General features: G+C 38.1%; 20 protein-coding genes. 15 read left to right on the forward strand and 5 right to left on the reverse strand.

The features are described 5' to 3' along the window. The first annotated feature begins 11 nt into the window (after window positions 1–11). The 9 genes from ccmD (at window position 12) to ACFSAV_RS10640 (ending at window position 6,074) form a co-directional block, all read left to right on the forward strand. Window positions 12–215: a heme exporter protein CcmD gene (ccmD, locus tag ACFSAV_RS10600; protein ID WP_379099440.1), complete on the forward strand. Its 204-nt coding sequence runs from the start codon at window positions 12–14 to the stop codon at window positions 213–215. Next, on the forward strand, window positions 212–751 hold the full coding sequence (gene ccmE, locus ACFSAV_RS10605; protein WP_101775337.1) for a cytochrome c maturation protein CcmE: 540 nt from the start codon (window positions 212–214) through the stop codon (window positions 749–751). The genes ccmD and ccmE overlap by 4 nt, the downstream gene beginning before the upstream one ends. Next, entirely contained in the window at window positions 748–2,700 is a 1,953-nt protein-coding gene (locus ACFSAV_RS10610) for a heme lyase CcmF/NrfE family subunit (protein ID WP_379099443.1), read from the forward strand. The genes ccmE and ACFSAV_RS10610 overlap by 4 nt, the downstream gene beginning before the upstream one ends. Beyond that, window positions 2,700–3,245 carry a DsbE family thiol:disulfide interchange protein gene (locus ACFSAV_RS10615; protein ID WP_379099446.1) on the forward strand — a complete coding sequence of 182 codons (546 nt, stop codon included), beginning with the start codon at window positions 2,700–2,702 and terminating at the stop codon, window positions 3,243–3,245. Before ACFSAV_RS10610 ends, ACFSAV_RS10615 begins: the two co-directional genes overlap by 1 nt. Continuing rightward, window positions 3,245–3,709 carry a cytochrome c-type biogenesis protein gene (locus ACFSAV_RS10620; protein ID WP_379099449.1) on the forward strand — a complete coding sequence of 155 codons (465 nt, stop codon included), beginning with the start codon at window positions 3,245–3,247 and terminating at the stop codon, window positions 3,707–3,709. The genes ACFSAV_RS10615 and ACFSAV_RS10620 overlap by 1 nt, the downstream gene beginning before the upstream one ends. After that, window positions 3,706–4,632 carry a c-type cytochrome biogenesis protein CcmI gene (ccmI, locus tag ACFSAV_RS10625; protein ID WP_101775341.1) on the forward strand — a complete coding sequence of 309 codons (927 nt, stop codon included), beginning with the start codon at window positions 3,706–3,708 and terminating at the stop codon, window positions 4,630–4,632. Before ACFSAV_RS10620 ends, ccmI begins: the two co-directional genes overlap by 4 nt. Before the next feature lie 129 nt (window positions 4,633–4,761). Continuing rightward, window positions 4,762–5,154, forward strand: a complete 393-nt coding sequence (gloA2, locus tag ACFSAV_RS10630; RefSeq protein ID WP_379099452.1) for an SMU1112c/YaeR family gloxylase I-like metalloprotein — start codon at window positions 4,762–4,764, stop codon at window positions 5,152–5,154. Window positions 5,155–5,162: 8 nt separating this feature from the next. After that, complete coding sequence (locus ACFSAV_RS10635; RefSeq protein ID WP_379099454.1) at window positions 5,163–5,768, forward strand: DUF8095 domain-containing protein; 606 nt, start codon at window positions 5,163–5,165, stop codon at window positions 5,766–5,768. 18 nt (window positions 5,769–5,786) lie between these two features. Further along, on the forward strand, window positions 5,787–6,074 hold the full coding sequence (locus ACFSAV_RS10640) for a hypothetical protein (RefSeq protein ID WP_101775344.1): 288 nt from the start codon (window positions 5,787–5,789) through the stop codon (window positions 6,072–6,074). Between the two features lie 45 nt (window positions 6,075–6,119). On the opposite strand, the gene hda is transcribed toward ACFSAV_RS10640, so the two are convergent. The 5 genes from hda to purM all read right to left on the reverse strand — a co-directional run bounded on the left by hda (window position 6,120) and on the right by purM (window position 10,710). Further along, window positions 6,120–6,821, reverse strand: a complete 702-nt coding sequence (gene hda / locus ACFSAV_RS10645; protein WP_379099457.1) for a DnaA inactivator Hda — start codon at window positions 6,819–6,821, stop codon at window positions 6,120–6,122. Between the two features lie 83 nt (window positions 6,822–6,904). After that, window positions 6,905–8,161, reverse strand: a complete 1,257-nt coding sequence (locus tag ACFSAV_RS10650) for a nucleobase:cation symporter-2 family protein (protein WP_379099459.1) — start codon at window positions 8,159–8,161, stop codon at window positions 6,905–6,907. A gap of 95 nt (window positions 8,162–8,256) precedes the next feature. Beyond that, window positions 8,257–8,883, reverse strand: a complete 627-nt coding sequence (upp, locus tag ACFSAV_RS10655; protein ID WP_101775347.1) for a uracil phosphoribosyltransferase — start codon at window positions 8,881–8,883, stop codon at window positions 8,257–8,259. A 145-nt stretch (window positions 8,884–9,028) separates the two neighbouring features. Continuing rightward, on the reverse strand, window positions 9,029–9,673 hold the full coding sequence (gene purN, locus ACFSAV_RS10660; RefSeq protein WP_101775348.1) for a phosphoribosylglycinamide formyltransferase: 645 nt from the start codon (window positions 9,671–9,673) through the stop codon (window positions 9,029–9,031). Next, window positions 9,673–10,710: a phosphoribosylformylglycinamidine cyclo-ligase gene (gene purM, locus ACFSAV_RS10665; RefSeq protein WP_379099462.1), complete on the reverse strand. Its 1,038-nt coding sequence runs from the start codon at window positions 10,708–10,710 to the stop codon at window positions 9,673–9,675. The genes purN and purM overlap by 1 nt, the downstream gene beginning before the upstream one ends. Window positions 10,711–10,942: 232 nt before the next feature. Here purM and ACFSAV_RS10670 point away from each other — a divergent pair, with 232 nt between their 5' ends. The 6 genes from ACFSAV_RS10670 to nrfE all read left to right on the forward strand — a co-directional run bounded on the left by ACFSAV_RS10670 (window position 10,943) and on the right by nrfE (window position 17,734). Next, window positions 10,943–11,413: a surface-adhesin E family protein gene (locus ACFSAV_RS10670; RefSeq protein ID WP_379099465.1), complete on the forward strand. Its 471-nt coding sequence runs from the start codon at window positions 10,943–10,945 to the stop codon at window positions 11,411–11,413. Window positions 11,414–11,892: 479 nt separating this feature from the next. Next, window positions 11,893–13,353, forward strand: a complete 1,461-nt coding sequence (gene nrfA, locus ACFSAV_RS10675; RefSeq protein WP_379099468.1) for an ammonia-forming nitrite reductase cytochrome c552 subunit — start codon at window positions 11,893–11,895, stop codon at window positions 13,351–13,353. A gap of 85 nt (window positions 13,354–13,438) precedes the next feature. Further along, on the forward strand, window positions 13,439–14,086 hold the full coding sequence (gene nrfB, locus ACFSAV_RS10680; RefSeq protein WP_379099471.1) for a cytochrome c nitrite reductase pentaheme subunit: 648 nt from the start codon (window positions 13,439–13,441) through the stop codon (window positions 14,084–14,086). Continuing rightward, entirely contained in the window at window positions 14,083–14,763 is a 681-nt protein-coding gene (gene nrfC / locus ACFSAV_RS10685) for a cytochrome c nitrite reductase Fe-S protein (RefSeq protein WP_101775353.1), read from the forward strand. Before nrfB ends, nrfC begins: the two co-directional genes overlap by 4 nt. After that, window positions 14,760–15,719, forward strand: coding sequence for a cytochrome c nitrite reductase subunit NrfD (nrfD, locus tag ACFSAV_RS10690; protein WP_379099474.1), 960 nt, complete (start codon window positions 14,760–14,762; stop codon window positions 15,717–15,719). Before nrfC ends, nrfD begins: the two co-directional genes overlap by 4 nt. A 110-nt stretch (window positions 15,720–15,829) precedes the next feature. Continuing rightward, window positions 15,830–17,734 (forward strand): heme lyase NrfEFG subunit NrfE, encoded by a 1,905-nt coding sequence (nrfE, locus tag ACFSAV_RS10695; RefSeq protein WP_379099477.1) that lies wholly within the window; start codon window positions 15,830–15,832, stop codon window positions 17,732–17,734. Window positions 17,735–17,747 lie beyond the last annotated feature (13 nt).

Consider the following 17,747-nt stretch of genomic DNA (forward strand, 5'->3'; position numbering starts at 1 on the left):
TGGGGGAAAAGATGTTTTTTGAAACTTGGAATGATTTTTTTAGTATGGGTGGCTACGGCTTTTATGTCTGGTTAGCTTATGGTATTAGTTTGGTTGCTGTCGTGATTTTGATTGTACAAAGTATAAAAGAACGAAAATCGATCTTAAAAGAGGTTATTCGTGAACAACAACGCCAAGCACGTTTACAAAAAAATGAATCAAGAGGTGCACTATGAACCCAAGACGTAAATCGAGAATGGCAATTGTTCTTTTTGTTTTACTCGGTGTTTCTGTTGCATCGGGTTTAATTTTGTATGCATTACGCCAAAATATTGATTTGTTTTATACGCCAACTGAAATTGTGTATGGCAAAGAAGAAGATGGCAATAAAAAACCGCAAGTTGGTCAACGTCTGCGTGTTGGTGGCATGGTGGTTGCAGGCACTGTTGAACGCGATCCAACGAGTTTAAAAGTCAAATTCGATCTTAATGATATTGGTCCTTCTATTACAGTGGAATATGAGGGGATCTTGCCTGATTTATTTCGCGAAGGACAGGGCATTGTTGCTCAAGGGGTGTTGAAAGCACCGACTGTTTTAGCCGCAACCGAAGTCTTGGCAAAACATGATGAAAATTATGTGCCGCCTGAACTGGATGCACAAATGCAAAAAGTGCATAAGCCAATGGGAATCTCTGATCTCAAAGGTGAAAGTGAACGTGATCGCCAAGAAAAAGCTTATGAATATAAAACCGAACGAGAAGGTCAAAAATGATCGCTGAATTAGGAAATTATGCTTTAGCGTTAAGTCTTGCCATCGCTATACTGGTGGCAATTTTTCCTTTATGGGGGGCTGAAAAAGGCAATGTACAGTTAATGTCATTAGCTCGTCCAATGACTTATGGTTTATTCATTAGTTTAACTGTCGCTTTTATTGCGCTATCTTATTTATTTGCCGTAAATGATTTTTCTGTTCAATATGTGGTAAATAATTCAAACACAAATTTACCTTTACATTATCGTTTATCTGCGGTTTGGGGTTCTCATGAAGGCTCGCTTTTATTATGGATTTGGCTATTAACTTTATGGGGGGCAGCGGTTGCCTTGTTTAGTAAACAATTGCCTCAAGAAGCAGTTGCTCGTGTGTTAGGTATTATGGGGATCATTAGTATTGGTTTCCTGATTTTTGTATTATTTACCTCTAATCCATTTAATCGTACTTTTCCTGATTTTCCTGTTGATGGCAAAGAACTCAACCCGCTATTACAAGATGTTGGATTAATTTTCCACCCACCATTACTTTACATGGGCTATGTTGGTTTTTCTGTTGCTTTTGCTTTTTCTATTGCTTCCTTAATGACGGGTAAGCTTGATACTGCATGGGCAAGATGGTCCCGCCCTTGGACAATGGCTGCTTGGGTATTTTTAACTTTAGGTATTGTGTTAGGCTCTTGGTGGGCATATTACGAACTTGGCTGGGGAGGCTGGTGGTTCTGGGATCCTGTCGAAAATGCCTCGTTCATGCCTTGGATTGCGGGAACAGCATTATTACATTCATTAGCTGTGACTGAAAAGCGCGGTTCTTTTAAAGCATGGACTGTATTACTGGCGATTTTAGCTTTTTCGTTATGCTTACTAGGGACTTTCCTTGTTCGTTCAGGGATTTTAGTTTCAGTACACGCTTTTGCCTCTGATCCAACACGTGGGTTGTATATTCTTGCTTATTTGATTGTAGTGATTGGTGGGTCGTTGGCTTTATATGCTTATAAAGGGAGTCAAATTCGTTCACGAGATAATGCAGAACGTTATTCGCGTGAAAGCATGTTGTTACTGAATAATATTTTATTAATGACGGCGCTTTCCGTCGTGTTTTTAGGCACGTTGCTGCCTTTAGTGCATAAACAACTAGGGTTAGGTACAATTTCTATTGGTGCGCCATTCTTTGACCAAATGTTTTTAATTATTATGATCCCGTTTTCACTATTACTCGGTATTGGACCTTTAGTGAAGTGGCGTCGTGATGAATTCTCAGCGATTCGAACCCCTGTACTACTTAGCTTGCTTGTCATGTTGATTGCAGGCGTTGTGTTACCTTATTTTTTACATAATCGTATTACGGTAAGCGCAGTATTAGGTTGCATGATGGCGGTGTTCATTGTGATATTGAGTTTATATGAATTACACCAACGCGCAACACATCGCTCGAGTTTCTTTGTTGGGTTAACTAAGCTTTCTCGTTCTCATTGGGGTATGGTATTAGCGCATTTAGGGGTAGCGATGTCTGTATGGGGAATTGCTTTTAGCCAAAACTATAGTGTGGAACGTGATGTGCGCATGAATGTAGGTGATACTGTACAAATTGCGGATTATCATTTTACTTTCCAAGGTATTACTGAAGCGAATGGACCTAACTATTTAGGTGGTAAAGCACAAGTCGATATTGCTAAAAATGGTAAGGTCGAAGCGATTTTATTTGCTGAAAAACGTTTTTATACAGTCAGTAAAATGACGATGACTGAAGCCGCTATCGATTGGGGATTCAGCCGTGATCTTTATGTCGCATTAGGTGAAAGTTTAGGAGATGGTTCTTGGGCATTACGCTTATATTATAAACCATTTATCCGTTGGATTTGGTTTGGTGGTGTATTTATGGTGCTAGGTGGATTACTTTGCATGTTTGATCGCCGCTATCGTTTTTCTAAGTTATTAAAAAAGGGTGAATAATGAATAGAAAACTTTATCTTCCCTTAATGTTATTTTGTGTATTAGTTATTACATTTGCAGTGCAATTGCAACGTAATGCACAAGGTGATGATCCTAAGGCATTGGAATCTGCTTTAGTCGGCAAAGCTGTGCCAATAAAAATGGCACCTGATCTATTAGAAAATAAGCAACATAACGCAGAGATTTTTCAGCAAGGTAAACCGATTTTGTTAAATGTCTGGGCAACTTGGTGTCCAACTTGCTATGCGGAACATCAGTATTTGAACTATTTGGCACAGCAAGGGGTGACGATTATCGGTTTAGATTATAAAGATAAAACTGATAAAGCGATTAAATGGTTGAAAGAGTTAGGTAATCCTTATCAAATTGTGTTGAAAGATGAAAAAGGTGCATTGGGACTCGATCTTGGAGTGTATGGGGCACCTGAAACCTTTATCATTGATGGTAAAGGCGTAATTCATTATCGTCATGCTGGTGATATAAATGAAAAAGTCTGGCGTGAGAAATTGCAGCCTATTTATCAAAAGCTAATGGAGGCAAAATAATGAAAAAACTGACCGCGCTTTTCTTATTATTGCTGAGCTTTTCAAGCACTGCTGTGATAGATGCGCTTAATTTTAGTTCAGTAGAACAAGAAAAAGATTATCATGCTTTAACACAAGAACTACGTTGTCCACAATGCCAAAATAATAATATTGCTGATTCAAATGCGACTATTGCAGTTGATATGCGGCATAAAGTACTTGAATTATTACAAGAAGGGCATTCTAAGCAAGATGTCGTGAATTATATGGTTGAGCGTTATGGTCATTTTGTCACTTATGATCCACCACTTACGGTGGCAACCATTGCATTATGGGTCATTCCTACCATGTTGGTTATTTTAGGGGTGGTTGTGTTGTTTCGTCGCCAACCCAAAGCTGTACAAAGTGCGGTGGATCCTGAGTCAATGTTGAGTGATGACGAGAAACAACGTTTGCAAGATTTGTTAAAAGAGAAAACATCATGAGTTTTTGGTTAAGTGTAACAGTATTGACACTGGTTGTGGCATTAATTTGTTTTTATCCGCTGTTTAAAACAGTAAAACCAATCCGTACAGCAGCGCATGCAGTGAAACGTGATGAATTAAATAAAGCGCTGTATTTTCAGCGTTTAGCAGAAATTGAGCGTGATGAAGCGCAAGGTTTGTTAGTTAACGCAGAACAGTTAAAAACAGAATTGCAACAAGCGTTATTAGAAGATATTCCTGCTACGACTAAACCGCAATCAATGGCACAAAAAAGCTATGGCAGACTATGGTTTGTTTCTGGCTTGCTGACATTAGGTATTTTATCAACGATAACTTATTTAAGCGTTGGCTCATGGCAAGCCGAAGCAATGTTAGAAAAAACCTATCAAAAGTTACCGCACTTTTATGAGCGTTTGAAAGATGAACAGAATAACCCGTTAACAGAGAGTGAATTACAGCAATTTTCTACGGCATTGCGTTTACATTTACAAAAATCGCCTCAGGATGCTAAAAGTTGGTGGTTACTTGGGCAAGTAGCAATGAATACGGATAAAGCTCAATTGGCATTAGATAGCTATGCGAGAGCAAATAAACTTGAACCTGACAATAATGAATATAAGTTATCTTATGCACGTATCTTGATGTTTTCTGAAGATCCAACGGATAAATCACAGGGAGATAACTTGTTAAAAGAAGTCATTCGCCAAGATCATAGCAATCTTGAGGCTTTAGGTTTGCTTGCTTTTCGTTATTTTGAAGTAGAAGATTACAAAATGGCTGCAGTGACTTGGTCAATGATGTTACGTTTACTTGGTGATGATGATCCAAGAAAAGCGCTAATTGAGCGTAGTATCCATTCAGCAAGAGCTTCGCAAGAGGCACAAGACGCAGAGAAACATGAACAACTTGTGCCTAAACAATAATTAAGTTACTGATTTTTCTATCAATGGGGAATTTGATATTTACGTTGTAAGTAAAAGTGGAGTTCCTCTCTTATTTTACATTTAATATAAAAGGCGTATAATCAATGGTATTTTTTAAAAGGGAAAACTATGAAATCGCCAATTATCGGCTTTCATCATATTGCGATTATTGTATCTGATTATCATAAGTCGAAGCAGTTTTATACCGAGCTTTTAGGTGCAGAAATCATTAAAGAAACTTATCGCACTGAACGAGGGAGCTATAAGCTTGATTTGAAGTTGAGCGATGGTAGTCAAATTGAATTATTTTCTTTTCCAAATTCCCCTTTACGTGTAACAAATCCAGAGGCTTGTGGGTTACGCCATTTAGCTTTCAGCGTAAAAGATCTTAATGCGGCTGTTGTATTTTTACAACATAATAGCGTTGTTTGTGAACCAATTAGGATAGATCCTATCACAAGTAAGCGTTTTACTTTTTTTCGAGATCCAGACGGTTTACCTTTAGAATTATATGAAATATGAGAGAAAAAATGCATTTTAAAGTATTGTTGTTTGCAAGTTTATTATTATCTAATGTCAGTTTTGCAGAGTCTTGGTTTATCCATATTTCTGAGAATTCTTTTACGAAAACTTACGGTTCACCAGAAACACAGCACAGCGACGAACGCTCTTTATTAGATATCCATAATGAACAACCGACTCATATCGCTTATGTCAATCGTAGTTCTACACGTAAGTTAAATCCAGGGATGGATATTCAAGATGCAGAAGCATTGGGTAAAAGTATTGAATTTGAAGTATTCCAAATTAATGAAACAAAATTCTCACATACTATTTTTGAATCAGGCGCGGGTATTTGCAAGGGGTTTAATTCAAGAGTAGGTGTTGATGTGACTGATGCGACTACCTATTATGTCGTGCCAGTTAATAAAGCAGAGTATTATACCAATATTTCGACGGCAACCGTTTCATCAAAAGCAGATGCTAAAAATATGCAGTATGTACCAGTGTTTTATATTCAAGATCCTAAGTTGGCGAAAAAAGTGCAAGCAGAGGAAAATAAGCAAGGTAAGAATTTGGCAGATCAAAACATTCAACATCGTAAGAATATGTTATCTGGTGTAATTTGTCGCTAAATGATGAGAGGAGTATTTATGAAAAAGTTAGTCCTATTATTTGCTATCGTGTTGTTAGTTGGTTGTGCACAAAAAGCTGAGCAAACGAATGTGCAAATGGATTTGAAAACATTAGAACAGTATAACCAGCGAGTAAAAAGCGGTGATACAGTGCCAGTAAGTAAAAAGCAGGCTTATTCAAAAGAAGTTGAGTATCCATTAAATGCCAGCGACAATCGTCCAAAAGCTGAATCTCGCCCAAGATACCAACAACCATCGGTAGTATTGGTGCCAAGCATAGGTTATCATTATAGTCGTTGGTACTAAAGCCGTTCATATCTTGTTAAGACTGCATTAAAGTGCGGTCTTTTTTTACAAATTTAGAATTTCTTTAACGAAAGGAATCGTGAGTTTGCGTTGTGCTTGCAATGACGCATGATCTAGCTTTCTTAGTGCATCAAATAAAGTTTGCATATCGCGTGCTAAACGCTTGAGGAGAAAGCTAGCCACTTCATCTGGTAGCTCAATACCACGTTGATGTGCATTTTGTTGTAATACGTGAATTTTTTGTTGATCATTTAATGGATTGAGTTGATAGCTTTCGCCCCAACGTAAACGCGAAGCCAGATCGGGTAATTTCATCCTAAGTGCAGTTGGTGACTGGTTAGCACTAATCACTAAAATTGTTTTACCAACAGCTTTAATTCTATTAAATAGATCAAAAATAGCTAATTCCCATTCTAAATTTGTTGTAACCGCATGCAAATTATCTAAACAAACTAATTGTTGGTATTCTAGATTTTCCAATACGGCAGGAGAAAAATATTGCGATTTTTCTAAAGGCACATACATCGCAGGGCGCTGGTGAATGAAAAACTCATTAGTAATTGCTTTTAATAAATGGCTTTTACCACTGCTTTGTTCTCCCCAAATATAAAAGAATTGTTGTTCCGGTTGGGCAAAATTTTTACGCAATGAATTGAGCAACAATAAATTGTTGTCAGGGTAAAAATTCTCTAACGTTTCATCATCAAGTTGATGAATAGGTAAAGGTAATTGAAAATTATCTAACAAAAAATAGCCTATTTAATGCGGACAAAGAGTGTTAAGAGTAAACGAAAAAGGAAGGGTTAAGCAAGGCTTAACCCTAATTTTCTTTATTGATTGTCTTCGACGAAAGTGTTTTTCGCTTTTGGTAGAATTAAATTGAGTAAGATCGCAACCACTGCACATAAGCTAATTCCTTTTAATGAAACCTCACCAAAGTTTACAAACATGCCGCCAATACCAAATGTCATGACGACTGAGATAATACAGAGGTTGCGTGCTTCGGTCACATCTACTTTACCGCGAATAAGTGTACTCATTCCTACAACTGCGATAGAACCAAACACTAACATCATAATCCCACCCATCACAATAGTAGGAATGGTTGATAAAAAGGCGCCAACTTTCCCACAGAATGAGATTGCAATTGCCCAAACGGCAGCCCAAGTCATAATGTTTGGGTTAAAATTACGAGTTAACATGACTGCACCTGTAACTTCTGCATACGTTGTATTTGGTGGACCACCTAAGAATGCCGCAGTACTTGTTGCCACACCATCACCTAATAACGTGCGATGTAGCCCCGGTTTTTGTAAGAAGTCTTTGCCTGTGACTGAACTAATTGCCATGATTCCGCCAACATGTTCAACTGCTGGCGCAATTGCAATTGGTAATAGATATAAAATCGCTTCAAGTTTGAATTCTGGCGTTGTAATTTCAGGGATACTAAACCAAGGTGCCTCTAAAACTGGCTGGAAATTGATCAGACCTAAGAATAAACATAAAACGTAACCAACAGTAATCCCAAACATGATTGGAACCAGCTTCATAATCCCTCTAGCAAAAACAGCAACACATAATGTCGTGAGTAGTGTGACCATTGAAACGAGAACGGCATCATTATATTCATAATTGCTATTTTTCCCTAATGCCATATCTACTGCGACTGGGGCTAATCCCATTCCAATAATAATGATAACGGGACCTACAACTACAGGTGGAAAAACGCGCTGTAATGCGCCGGCACCTTTTAATTTCACTAAGGTACTAAGCGCAAAATACACCATACCTGTGAATACTAAGCCGCCCATTGTCGTGGCGATTCCCCAAGTGGCAACGCCATATTGAATAGGTGCAATAAAAGCAAAAGAAGAAGCAAGGAAAATAGGGACTTGTCTACCTGTGCAAAGTTGGAATAATAAAGTACCAATACCCGCTGTTAATAATGCGGTATTAGTATTTAACCCAGTAATGAGTGGAACCAACACGAGTGCACCAAATGCAACGAAAAGCATTTGTAGACCGACGAAGGCTTGTTTAGCTTGATTTTTTTCGATTGCTGGAATAGCTTGATTTTGATTTGTCATTTAAGTTTCAACTCTCTGTCTGAATTAACTTTTAATTTACAACGACGTAAATTACATGGAAAAAAGCAGCATTTGAAATGCTGCTTACATTTAAATTATTTCGTACCAAAAATTTTATCACCTGCATCACCAAGACCAGGAATGATGTAGCCATGTTCGTTTAAGTGGCTATCTATTGAAGCGGTGTAAAGCTCGATATCGGGGTGAGCTGCTTCTAGTGCTTTAATACCTTCTGGTGCGGCGACCAGAACTAATACTTTGATATGCTTACAACCTTTTTCTTTTAATAGATTAATCGTGGCGATCATAGAACCACCAGTTGCTAACATAGGATCAACGACAATAGCCAAACGCTCTTCTAAGTCGCTGGCTAATTTTTGGAAGTAAGGGACAGGTTCAAGTGTTTTTTCATCACGATACATCCCCACGACACTAATACGTGCACTTGGTACGTGCTCTAATACACCATCCATCATGCCTAAACCTGCTCGTAAAATAGGTACGACGGTTACTTTTTTCCCTTTGATTTGATCGATTTCGACAGGACCACACCAACCATCAATAATCACTTTTTCTGTTTCTAAATCTGAGGTTGCTTCATAAGTGAGTAAACTGCCGACTTCCGTGGCTAACTCACGAAATTTTTTAGTATTAATATCAGCAGAACGCATTAAACCTAGTTTATGCTTTACCAGAGGATGCTGTACTTGTACTAATTTCATTGTATGCTCCTTTATTCACAAAGTTAAAAATAAAATCGGTAAATTCTAAAACAGAATGAATAAAATTAATAGTAAGTAAGCGCATTAATTTATATTTTTTATAGATAAAAAAACGGTCTGAAAACAGACCGCTCTTTTTATGATATTATTCTTCTTCAGCGGCATAGCCTTGTGCAGGTAGCAACTGATGATCAAGAAAGGCTTGTCCATTAATCAGTTTTAGTCGATCTTCGACGAACCATTTAACCACTAAAGGATAGATACGGAGTTCTTGTTCTTTTACTCGTTCTTCAATGTCAGTCATTTCATCATCAGCAAAAATAGGCACTTTAGCTTGCAAGATAATTGCACCACTATCTACTTCTTCATTAACAAAGTGAACGGTCGTGCCATGCTCCTGCTCACCAGCATCTAATGCTTGTTGATAGGTATGTAGACCTGGATATTTAGGTAATAAAGAAGGATGGATATTCAGAATTCGTCCAGTAAAACGTTGAGTGAATTCTGCACTTAAGATTTTCATGTAGCCAGCTAGAACAATTAAATCCGCTTGGACAGATTCAATGTAATCGGCAATTTGCTGATCCATTGCAAGATGGCTATCAAATTCTTGGCGTAGAAAAACTTTGCTAGGAATAGCCGCACTTTTAGCACGTTGTAAGCCAAATGCATCTGCTTTATTACTGATAACTGCCACGATTTGTGCTGGAATTGCACCTGATCTACAGGCATCAATTAATGCCTGTAAATTAGTGCCTTGACCTGAAATTAAAACAACGATCTTTTTCATTAGCGCATGATCACTTGTGCTTCATCTTGTGTAGCAGGTTCAACTTGACCAATTAACCATGCATTTTCACCAATTTGCTTTAATAGAGCTAAAGCCGTGTCGACATCTTGTTGCGGTAAAGCAATGATCATCCCCACACCACAGTTAAATGTGCGATACATTTCGTGTGTATCAATATTGCCTTTTTCTTGTAGCCATTTGAAGATAGGTTGCCATTGCCAGCTTGCTTCATTAATCACTGCTTTCACATTATTTGGTAGTACACGTGGAATATTTTCCCAGAAACCACCGCCGGTTAAATGTGAAATTGCATGCACATCAACTTGCTTAATTAATTGTAGGATGGATTTGACATAGATTTTGGTAGGCGCCAGTACTTGATCTGCTAGAGGTTTGCCTGCAAGTTGTTCTTCAGCGGGATTAATACCTGTTACCTCAATGACTTTACGGATTAAGGAATAGCCATTAGAGTGTGGGCCGCTAGAACCTAATGCAATAAGCGCATCACCTGCTTTCACTTTGCTGCCATCAATAATTTCAGATTTTTCAACGACACCGACACAAAAACCAGCTAGGTCGTAATCGCCAGCATGGTACATACCTGGCATTTCTGCAGTTTCACCACCAACAAGCGCACAACCTGATTGTTCACAACCATTAGCGATACCTTTGATGACGCTCGCTGCAATATCGACATCTAATTTACCTGTGGCATAGTAATCAAGGAAAAACAATGGTTCTGCACCTTGTACGACTAAATCATTTACACACATTGCAACTAAATCAATACCGATGCTCTCATGGCGGTTTAAGTCGATGGCTAAACGTAATTTAGTCCCAACACCATCTGTACCTGAAACTAAAATAGGTTCTTTATATTTACTTGGTATAGCACAAAGTGCACCAAATCCGCCTAGTCCGCCGATCACTTCTGGGCGGGTAGTACGTTTTACATCAGCTTTGATTTTTTCAACGAGTGCATTACCTGCATTAATATCAACACCAGCATCTTTGTAACTTAATGATTGTTTACTCACAATAATTTCCTATAAAGTAATAGACGATAAATTTCAACCGCGTGAATTGTATCACGCTTAAGCAAACGTTTGCGATAGTTGTTTTATAATTTTTTCTTGCTTTTAAATTTGTTTGTTATTTTCATAAAAGTGGATAAAGTGCTTTTACCGGTGGGATTCTCTCGTTAGAATAAGAAATTTGCATATTGTTGAGATTTTTTCTCAACGGAAATGATTTTACAAGGAGTGAATCATGAAAAAATTAATGTTTATTATATTGGGCATTCTGAGTTTCAGTGCCTGTACTCAGCGACCAGTAGCAGAAAAGATAAAACCTGAAGAAGTGAATTTTACTCCACCTTCATTAGTTCAATCTGGTTTTGTGCGTTTAGAAGAAAATCAATTTATTGACACTTATAGTGTAAAGAAAGAACAGGGAAATGAACATCTGGTTTCTTTTGATCTTGTTGAAAATCTGACACAAAGTGTATACGCCTATCCTGAACAACCACAACAATATGCCAAGTCACTACGTAAAGCTTTTTTTGTTAACTGTGAAAGTCATGGATTAACTTTACTTAATAGCACTTACTACACTGAGTTTTGGGGCAAGGGGATTCAATCGCCAGCGACTATCCAAAATAGATCTTTAGCTAGAGTGTATAAAAACTCTCCGTTTCGAATCTTAGGTCAAGTGGTCTGTACGGGTATTTATCAGCATTAAATCGAATCTTTTTCATTGTGATAAAAGAAAAATGCAGTCAATTTACACTGCATTTTTTTATATAATTTAATTATAAGAATAAATTATATTAGATTTTATTTTTATGTAGCATATGTTTTTGTATACCTCAAAATGGTTATCTTGGTGTTTTCTGAAAGAAATCTTGTCAAAACACTTTAATTTCTGGCATTTAAAGTACTTTTTATACTTATTTAGAGGTATTTTTTATGCTACAAATTCTACCCTTCTAATTAGTTCCATACAAAATTTTGATCCAAAACAATAAATTATTAAATACCTAAGCAAAATTGACGCTTATTTGTTATTTTTAGGCTGACTTAGATCTCTTTTTTATTAATTATCATATTGTTTTTAATGATAAAAATTCTCATTAGCAACATTGTGATAATTGATAGTTTTGTTGGCATTTGTATACACAAATCATCTTAAGGTTAAACCTGTTTTATGGAGTAATTATCGTGAACGCATTCAAAAAAAGCCTACTTGTTGCTGCTTCGCTAGCATGGGGTTTCTCAGTTGTGCCAAGTGCTATAGCTGAATATAAACCTATTGCGCAGCCTGTTGAACCAGCAAATCCAAATTTGAAGATTGAATCTAGAAATGATCTCTTCAAAGATAAATACCCTAAACAGTATCAAAGTTGGGCTGATACTGCTAAATCCACTGATCTTGATTCTGTTAACTACGAAGATCCTCGCGTCGTTGTCTTATGGGCAGGTTATGCTTTTGCTAAAGATTACAATAAACCACGTGGACACTTTTATGCAGTGACAGATGTACGCAATATTTTACGTACGGGGGCACCAATGACACCAGATGCAGGTCCAATGCCGATGGCATGCTGGGCTTGTAAGAGTCCAGATGTTCCACGCTTAATTGCAGAACGTGGTGAAGCAGGTTATTTTGGTGCAACTTGGGCAAGTGGTGGCGCTGAAGTGGTGAATCCAATTGGCTGTGCAGACTGTCACGACACGACTTCCAAAGAATTTGCCGAAGGAAAACCAGCATTACGTATCGCACGTCCATATGTATTACGTGCATTAGAAAAAATTGATCACAAATTTGAAACCGCAGATAAAACGGATCAGCGTGCGGCTCTTTGTGCTAACTGTCACGTTGAATACTATTTTGCCGGCGATTTAAAACAAGTCACCTTCCCTTGGGATAACGGAATTACCGTAGATGCGATGGAAAAATATTATGATGATATTGGTTTCGTCGATTGGACCCATGCAGTCTCAAAAGCTCCAATGTTAAAAGCACAGCACCCAGATTATGAAACTTGGATGTTAGGTGTACATGGCAAAAATGGTGTCACTTGTATTGACTGTCATATGCCAAAAGTACAAGGGGCTGATGGTAAAGTGTATACAGACCACCAAATCGGTAATCCATTTAATGCCTTTGAAAGCACCTGCGCAAACTGCCATGATCAAAGCAAAGAAAAATTAAAAGAAATGGTGAAATCACGTAAAACAGAAATTAAAGATGTGATGTTACGCCTTGAAGATCAACTTGTTGCAGCACATTTTGAAGCAAAAGCAGCATGGGAAGCAGGTGCAACAAAAGAAGAAATGAAAGATGCGTTACAATCAATTCGTCATGCACAATGGCGCTGGGACTATGCTGCGGCAGGTCATGGTGGTCATATCCATGCACCAGATGTATTGCTTAAAGTACTTGGTACTGGATTAGATCGTGCAACTGACGCGAGAACGGAACTCGTGCGCGTTCTTGCGAAACATGGCATTACTGATCCTGTTAAATTACCAGATATTTCCACTGCTGAAAATGCATGGAAAGCGACTGGTGTAGATATTGAAAAAGATCGTAAAGCAAAAGCAGAATTCCTCAAAACTGTGGTTCCTCAATGGGATAAAGAAGCTCGTGAAAAAGGCTTACTTCCAGCAGAGAAATAAACAGAGACTTTGTAAAAATTGACCGCACTTTGATGTGCAAAAGATAAAGTGCGGTGCTTTTAACACTAATTTTGAGGTAATGAAAATGAGCTTAAATTCCCTTTTTAAACAAGGAATTGCTGTGGTGATTGGTATAACTGCTTTGGGGCTTGTTTCTGTAGCAAATGCAGCACCAGCAAAAAGTGGTGAAATCAGTCCGCTAATTTATGAGCCACAATTAGAACACCAACGTGATCCAAACCAATATTGTGCGAAGTGCCATAAATTAGAGGCAAATGATAGCCAATCAGGTGGTGATCTCCATTTTGGTAAATTCCTTGGATCACATTTATCTGAAAAAAATCCAAATACGGGTAAACTTATTACTTGTGTGAATTGTCACGGTAATATTTCAGAAGATCACCGCCGTGGAGCAAAAGATGTGATGCGTTTCCATGGTGATATTTTCGGTGATAAACAGCCGATGTATACCGTACAAGAACAAAATCAAGTATGTTTTGCTTGTCACCAACCGAAAAAATTACAGGAAAAACTATGGGTGCATGATGTGCACGCGATGAAATTGCCTTGTGCGAGTTGCCATACGTTACATCCTGCAAATGATAAGATGTCAGGTATTCCACAAAAAGAACAAGTGAAACTTTGTGTTGACTGCCATGGTGAACAGCAAAAACGTAAAGCGGCGTTAAAATCGCCACATATTTATGCGACCGAACAAAAGGATAAAAAATGACAGCTTGCTCACGCCGAAACTTTGTTTCCGGCATGGGAGCGTTAATCCTCATGACGGGAACATCAATTAAATCAGTGGGACAACAGGTTAGTGATGAGAAAAAGCCCATTCGTTACGCCATGTTACATGACGAAACTGCTTGTATCGGGTGTACTGCTTGTATGGACGCTTGTCGCGAAACAAACCAAGTTCCAGAAGGTGTTTCACGTTTGGAGATTATCCGTAGTGAACCTTATGGCGAATTTCCAAATGCGGAATATGAGTTTTTCCGCCATTCCTGTCAACATTGTAGTAATGCACCTTGCGTTCATGTATGCCCAACAGGCGCATCTTTTGTTGACCCAGAAACTGGCATTGTCGACGTTCATAAAGACTTGTGTGTAGGCTGCCAATATTGTATTGCAGTGTGCCCATATCGTGTACGTTTCATTCATCCAGTATATAAATCTGCGGATAAATGTAACTTCTGTCGTGATACAAATCTTGCGCAAGGTAAACAACCAGCTTGCGTAGAATCTTGCCCGACGAAAGCATTGACCTTTGGTGATATGAATGATCCAAACAGTGAAATTGTGCAAAAAGTGAAAGAAAAACAAGTGTATCGTACAAAAGTAGAGTTAGGTACTGATCCGAATCTTTATCATGTACCAGCGAAAAGAGGGGAGCTAAGACGATGAATAGTCCATTTCATTTCCCGTCTTTAGTATGGGATCATACCATTGCGGTTTACTTGTTCTTACTTGGCATTTCAGCAGGTGCTGCGATGTTAGCGGTGTTGTTAAAGCGAGCTGGTCTAGCTGGTGATGATCCTGCTGAAAATAATGTGCTTCGTTGTACAGCCTTGTTGGCACCAATTAGCATTATTATTGGGTTAGTGATTTTGATTTTCCACTTAACTAAGCCTTGGACATTCTGGTATTTGATGTTTAATTACAGCACAACATCCATTATGTCGATGGGGGTAATGCTATTCCAAGTATATATGCTGTTCTTAATTGTTTGGCTAGCGATTATTTTCCATAAATTGGTAGCAAATTTAATTGAGAAATATGCAAAACCATTAGCATTTGTGAACAAATTGATTGCGATTGCGGCAAAATTTACAGGTCTAATTGAGATTATTTTAATTGTTTTATCTGTATTACTTGGCGCTTATACTGGCTTTTTATTATCTGCTTTAATAAGCTATCCAATGCTGAATAATCCAGTGTTGCCAATTTTGTTCTTAGCCTCTGGTACATCATCTGGTATTGCTGCATTGATTTTCTGTACGTTACTCTTTACCAAAGAAGATACGCATTCTAAGTCACTTAGTTTTTTACATAAGTTTGAACTGCCAGTGATTTGCATCGAAATCTTCTTACTTGCGGCATTCTTTATTGGTTTGTATTTAGGTGGTGGACAGAAAACAGTTGCATTTGAAACCGCACTTTTAGGTGGTTTCTGGTCAAATGTATTTTGGATTGGCGTTGTGGCAATTGGGTTGTTATTACCGCTTTTCCTCAATACGATTGCAACCGACAATTTAAAACATAATAAAGGCTTTATGTTATTGGTTTCTTGCTTAGGATTAATTGGCGTGCTATGTTTGCGCTTCTTTATCCTCTATGCAGGACAAATGACATTGGCATAATGTCGTCATAGTTAATGATAAAGGCGGATTTCTTTGTATCACATTGGATTCGCCTTTTTAATTAGTAAGAATGTAATACTCAATTTATCTATAGTCATGAGTTGAATGATATGATCCCTGAACTCGGTTTTTATGCACTGATTATTGCAACTTTTACTGCGTTATTACTTGCCGTCGTGCCGCAGGTCGGTATTGTTCAGCGTAAACCAACCACGATTAGTTTTGCATGGAATTTGAGCTATTTGCTCGGGATCTTTACTTCAATTGCCTTAATCAGTTTAGCTTATTCTTTTGCGGTAGATGATTTCTCGGTACAATATGTTGCCCATCATTCTAACTCTCAATTACCTTTATTTTTTAAACTGTCAGCAACATGGGGTGGACACGAAGGTTCCATGTTGTTTTGGCTATTTGCCCTCGCATTTTGGACTATGCTGTTTGCTTTTGCTAGCCGTAAGATGGATCCTATTATTGCTGCACGAACTTTGTCTGTTTTAGGACTGATTTGTTTAGGCTTTTGTTTATTTATTCTCTTTTTCTCTAATCCATTTGAACGTGTTTTCCCGCAAGCTTTTGAGGGACGTGATCTTAACCCGATGTTACAGGATGTGGGGTTAATTTTTCATCCACCATTATTGTATCTGGGTTATGTCGGTTTTGCGGTGAATTTTGCTATTACCGTTTCTGCCTTACTAAGTGGTCATTTAGATGCAGCCTTAGCTCGCACAATGCGTCCTTGGGTCTTAGTTTCTTGGTTATTTCTCACCTTAGGCATTGTACTCGGTTCATGGTGGGCATATTACGAATTAGGTTGGGGAGGCTGGTGGTTTTGGGATCCTGTAGAGAATGCCTCTTTAATGCCTTGGTTGTTAGGATTAGCTTTGTTGCATAGCTTATCTATTACTGAGCAGCGTGGTATTTTTAATTATTGGACTATTTTGTTTTCTTTGCTTGCTTTTTCTTTTAGCTTACTTGGCACATTCATTGTCCGCTCTGGCGTATTAACTTCTGTTCATGCATTTGCCGTTGATGGTGAACGTGGGATTGCCTTACTGATTTTCTTCTTTCTGTTGACAATCAGTGCATTAACGTTGTTTGCATTACGAGTGAATTTGCAGCAAAGTGCGGTTCGTTTTGGCATAATTTCAAAAGAAAACGTAATGCTATTGCTGAATATTCTGTTAACTGTTGCGACATTAAGCGTATTTCTTGGCACTTTCTATCCTATTTTGTTTACGGCTTTTCAGTGGGGGTCAATTTCAGTTGGTGCGCCATATTTTAATACGATTTTTTTACCACTGTTTGTCATTACAGTTCTGGCGATGATTATTGCCTTGTCATTACGCTGGAAAACTTATCATAAACGTCTTTTGTTGCAGCATAGCCTATTATTTATACCTGCTTTAGTTATTGCTTATTTAATGATCAAGCAATATGTAGAAGCCGATGAAGGGCTACACTTTAATTTGAATGCTTATATTTTATTAAGTTTAAGTTTGTGGTTGTTATTGGCAACGCTTTGTGTAAATTGGCGTAAATTGTATCTCAGACAATTGGCAATGGTATTCGCACATTTAGGTGTTGCTGTCACCGCTATAGGCGCTATTATGAGCAGCTATTATAGTAGTGAAATTGGTGTGCGGCTTGCCCCAAATCAACAGCAACAGTTAGGACAATATCAATTTCATTACTTAGGTTTTAACAATGAAATTGGTCCGAATTACACCAGTGAAAAAGCCCAATTTGTGGTTTATAAAGATCAGCAAAAGTATGCGAGCATTTACCCAGAGCGCCGTCATTACGCTGTACGTACGATGAATATGAGTGAAGTAGGCATTGATTGGGGCTGGTTTGGTGATGTGTATATTGTCATGGGAGATAAGCTTGGTGAGGGGGAATTCACTTTCCGTTTACAATATAAACCCTTCATTCGCTGGTTATGGTTTGGTGGAATTTTAATGGCGTTAGGTGCATTATTAGCAACCTTCGGATTACGGCGCTCAAAACCAGAGTAGCCTAAGCAAAATA

The organism is Pasteurella oralis (assembly GCF_042681465.1).
GTDB classification, from domain to species: domain Bacteria; phylum Pseudomonadota; class Gammaproteobacteria; order Enterobacterales; family Pasteurellaceae; genus Pasteurella; species Pasteurella oralis.

Coding starts and splice junctions, on each gene's coding strand:
- ccmE (WP_101775337.1), top strand. CDS start 212: ATGAACCCAAGACGTAAATCGAGAATGGCAATTGTTCTTTTTGTTTTA.
- ACFSAV_RS10640 (WP_101775344.1), top strand. CDS start 5,787: ATGAAAAAGTTAGTCCTATTATTTGCTATCGTGTTGTTAGTTGGTTGT.
- ACFSAV_RS10635 (WP_379099454.1), top strand. CDS start 5,163: ATGCATTTTAAAGTATTGTTGTTTGCAAGTTTATTATTATCTAATGTC.
- ACFSAV_RS10650 (WP_379099459.1), bottom strand. CDS start 8,161: ATGACAAATCAAAATCAAGCTATTCCAGCAATCGAAAAAAATCAAGCT.
- ACFSAV_RS10615 (WP_379099446.1), top strand. CDS start 2,700: ATGAATAGAAAACTTTATCTTCCCTTAATGTTATTTTGTGTATTAGTT.
- gloA2 (WP_379099452.1), top strand. CDS start 4,762: ATGAAATCGCCAATTATCGGCTTTCATCATATTGCGATTATTGTATCT.
- ACFSAV_RS10620 (WP_379099449.1), top strand. CDS start 3,245: ATGAAAAAACTGACCGCGCTTTTCTTATTATTGCTGAGCTTTTCAAGC.
- ACFSAV_RS10610 (WP_379099443.1), top strand. CDS start 748: ATGATCGCTGAATTAGGAAATTATGCTTTAGCGTTAAGTCTTGCCATC.
- ACFSAV_RS10670 (WP_379099465.1), top strand. CDS start 10,943: ATGAAAAAATTAATGTTTATTATATTGGGCATTCTGAGTTTCAGTGCC.
- ccmD (WP_379099440.1), top strand. CDS start 12: ATGTTTTTTGAAACTTGGAATGATTTTTTTAGTATGGGTGGCTACGGC.
- upp (WP_101775347.1), bottom strand. CDS start 8,883: ATGAAATTAGTACAAGTACAGCATCCTCTGGTAAAGCATAAACTAGGT.
- ccmI (WP_101775341.1), top strand. CDS start 3,706: ATGAGTTTTTGGTTAAGTGTAACAGTATTGACACTGGTTGTGGCATTA.
- purN (WP_101775348.1), bottom strand. CDS start 9,673: ATGAAAAAGATCGTTGTTTTAATTTCAGGTCAAGGCACTAATTTACAG.
- nrfE (WP_379099477.1), top strand. CDS start 15,830: ATGATCCCTGAACTCGGTTTTTATGCACTGATTATTGCAACTTTTACT.
- nrfB (WP_379099471.1), top strand. CDS start 13,439: ATGAGCTTAAATTCCCTTTTTAAACAAGGAATTGCTGTGGTGATTGGT.
- nrfC (WP_101775353.1), top strand. CDS start 14,083: ATGACAGCTTGCTCACGCCGAAACTTTGTTTCCGGCATGGGAGCGTTA.
- nrfD (WP_379099474.1), top strand. CDS start 14,760: ATGAATAGTCCATTTCATTTCCCGTCTTTAGTATGGGATCATACCATT.